3 protein-coding genes and 1 riboswitch are annotated in these 3,139 nt (G+C 54.0%); all 3 genes read right to left on the reverse strand.

From position 1 onward, the window contains the following. Positions 1-958, reverse strand: a 958-nt coding sequence (locus Q8Q07_02520) for a histidinol-phosphate transaminase (GenBank protein MDP3879165.1), incomplete at its 3' end; no start/stop codon positions are given. Beyond that, the gene (locus Q8Q07_02525; protein ID MDP3879166.1) at positions 936-1,874 is read right to left on the reverse strand and encodes a cobalamin biosynthesis protein; all 939 of its coding nucleotides are present in this window, start codon (positions 1,872-1,874) and stop codon (positions 936-938) included. The genes Q8Q07_02525 and Q8Q07_02520, both read right to left, overlap by 23 nt. An 81-nt stretch (positions 1,875-1,955) precedes the next feature. Further along, positions 1,956-2,093: riboswitch (cobalamin riboswitch) on the reverse strand. A gap of 76 nt (positions 2,094-2,169) precedes the next feature. Then, positions 2,170-3,139 (reverse strand): radical SAM protein (locus Q8Q07_02530; protein ID MDP3879167.1); only part of this gene is annotated, 970 nt, incomplete at its 5' end.

Genomic DNA, 3,139 nt, shown 5'->3' on the forward strand with positions numbered 1-3,139 from the left:
AAGCGCTGCGGAAATCCTTGGCGCTGGTTACTTTAACCAGGAAAAAATTCGTGCGTGACGGAATTAAGCTGAAGCCGATGCGGCCAAGCTCGCCGACCAGGAAGTCTTTTGCCCTACCAATCTCTTGCTGACACCGTTCCAGGAGCCCGCTATCCTTGAGGACCAGGACTCCCGCCTTCTGCGCCAGGGCATTAACATTCCACGGCGGGCAAACGCGCCGCAGGGCGTTAATAATCCTCTCGTTACTTACCGCATAACCGAGACGCAGCCCGGCTAAGGCGTAGTCCTTGGTCATCGAGCGTAGCAGAATTACATTCCCCCGGTGAATAAGGCCGAGAGCAGACCAGCCTTGGTCCACGAAGGCAATATAAGCCTCGTCCAGGATGAGTAACCCATCCCCGCAAGCGTCTAAAATCCGCTCAATCTCCTCCCTTGTGAGGTAGTGACCGGTGGGGTTATTGGGATTGCACAAAAAGACCCCCTTCGGGTGGCACTGCCGGATAAGGCTGACCGTTTCCTCTATTCTCGGGGTAAAGTTGTCGCTCTCCTGACCCCACTGGTAGATTAGGCTGGCCCCGACGATTTGACTGGCGATTTTATATTCACCAAAGGTGGGCTCAAGAATCAGGACTGAATCTCCCGGGCTGAAGTAGGTCAAAGCAGTCAGACGAATAAGTTCTACCGCTCCGTTGCCGGCAATGATGTTCTCCGGCGCCACCCCCAGTTTGACTGCCAGGTACTCCCTGAATTCGGTTGCCTCCGGATCGGGATAGCGGTCGATAGGTACGGTAGCGAGAATCTTTCTGACCTCCGCCGGTGGGGCAAAGGGGTTAGCGCAGACGCTGAAATCGAGCACCGTTTCCGGAGACAGCCCCGCCGCCTTGAGCTCCGCCTGGTTCAGCCCGCCATGGAAACCGGGTTGCAGGTTCTCTACTTCAGGTCGAGGACGTAATGGCAAAGCGAACTCCTCCGGTTATCAAGCATACTGTTACCCAGATTAATGCCGCTATCTGCATCAGCCGTAACGCAGCATCGATAGTGCTCGTGACTAGCGGGGTGTCGGCATTACCTAGCCTATAGTGTCCCACCTTTTCCAGTTGTACGTTGAGTGCTCCCGCCATCGCGGCCATTGTCCAGCCGGCGTTGGGGCTTTCCGTTCTGGTATGCTCCCGGAAAGCAACCTGCCACGAAGCTCGAGCATTCCGGCGCGATAAAAAACTGGCTGATACCAGGAGCAGGGCGGTTAGTCTGGCGGGTGTAAAATTAAGCACATCATCCAGCTTAGCGGCAAACTTGCCTGAATATTCGTATTTCCCGTGATAGCCGATGATAGCGTCCAGGGTGTTGACGACACGGTAGGCAACGGCGCCGGGAACACCAAAGAGCAAAAAGTAAAAGAGGGGGGCAACAAAGCTATCACAGGTATTCTCGGCGACTGACTCGATGGTGGCCGAGATTAATAGTGGCTGGGGCAAAGCCTGGGTGTCACGGCTAACCAGGGCGCGTAGCTCGTAGCGGGCGACATCCAGGTTTTCACTCAGCAGCAGTTTTTTCACCCTGAGGGCTGCCTGCCGCAGTGCTCTCAAGGAAAAGGCCGACTTGAGCAGCACCGCCCCAGTCAGCACGTACAGCACCGGGTTAAAGTCCTTTAAATAAGAGAGGACCAAATACGTCGAAGCACCGAACAGCCCGATAAGAAAGAGAGTAATCGCCATTCCGTAGCCGAACTGAATGGCATGGGAGTCACCGACGCTGCGTTTCTCCAGGAATGAGGCCAGTTTACCTATCCCGACCACGGGGTGAATAAAGCGGGGCAACTCACCCAGTACCAGGTCAATAAACAGGGCGGCAAAAAGTATTGTCAAACTTTCCATAAACAAAACTAAACCCCAAGTCCGCTGGGACAACGGGTTCTCACGTCTTTGGGAGCATATTATCACCCCCTTCCCCCGCGGAGGTTAAGGATACCCGGAGCACGGCGTTCTGACTTCTCGCTCAAACGAGTTACAGCAGGCGGTACTGCGTTGGATTTTCACCAACTTGCTTCCGCTTATGTCTGAAATAGCTCAGACACCTCCGGACTACTTTTTAATTTTACACAGCCGACAGTATAAAGGAACTCAGCCGAAAAAGCAAATTCCCGCTCACCCAATTTTTCTGAGCCGGTGCTTAGGCGGCCAGGGGACAACTGATGTCCGTCTCCAGTGTGTCTCCCCGCAGCCTTAAAGTGCGCGCCAGACAGCCGCGACAAGATTCAAACTGGGGGCACTTACCGCAGGCTCCCTTCCGGGCATTCTGGTCCGTCCACCCGGTGATTACCCCGCTTTGCTGCATTCTCCGCCAGATATCCTCCAGGGGTTCTTCGGCAGCATTGCCGAAGGTGAGTTCTTCCGGAGAGAACATACAGGGTCGGACACTACCGCTGGTCTGAATGTATAGTGAATAGGCAGCGGCACATCCCTTTACTTCCGGTATGGTAATACCACTGTTCGTATTTCTGAGGGAGAAACCGTGCTTGGAGGAGAGATTCCACAGGAAGGGCTCGTCGTAGAAAATATCCAGGCTACTTTGGTAACCGTATATTTCTTTGACGGCCGTCTCCTGTTCCTCCGGGCTGAGGGCATATTGCTGATAATATCTTCTGTCAGCCTCTTCGGCGCCGAATGGTTTTAGGGGTAGAAAGATAAGTCTTTTGCCTCCGAGACTCTCCGTTAATTGAATCAGTTCCTTGATTTGCCCCAGGTTCCTTTTAGAGAGAACGGTGGTTACCCCATAGAATATCCCCAGCGCCGCGCACTGTGCCGCCCACTCCTTGGCGATGTCAAATTTACCTCCGACCTTGGTGGTTTCGTATGTGGTATCATTGGCTCCGTCAATACTAAAGAGCACCTCGGGTGAGAAGGAAGCCAATGCCTGTAGCCTCTTTTGGTTGAAGGCGTTACCGTTGGTTATCACCATGACGTCAATCCCTTCTTGTTTCAGCATTGAGCCGATGTCCGGCAGGTCATTGCGCAACAGGGGTTCGCCGCCTTCGAGAATCACCCACTGTGGTGACAGCCCGATAATATCCCGGGCTATCTTAACTGCCTGGTCATGAGTGAGCTGGTCCTGCTCCATGCCGACGCAATGCAGGCAGTTC

Source organism: Dehalococcoidales bacterium, assembly GCA_030698765.1.
In the GTDB taxonomy this organism is placed as follows: Bacteria; Chloroflexota; Dehalococcoidia; order Dehalococcoidales; family UBA2162; genus JAUYMF01.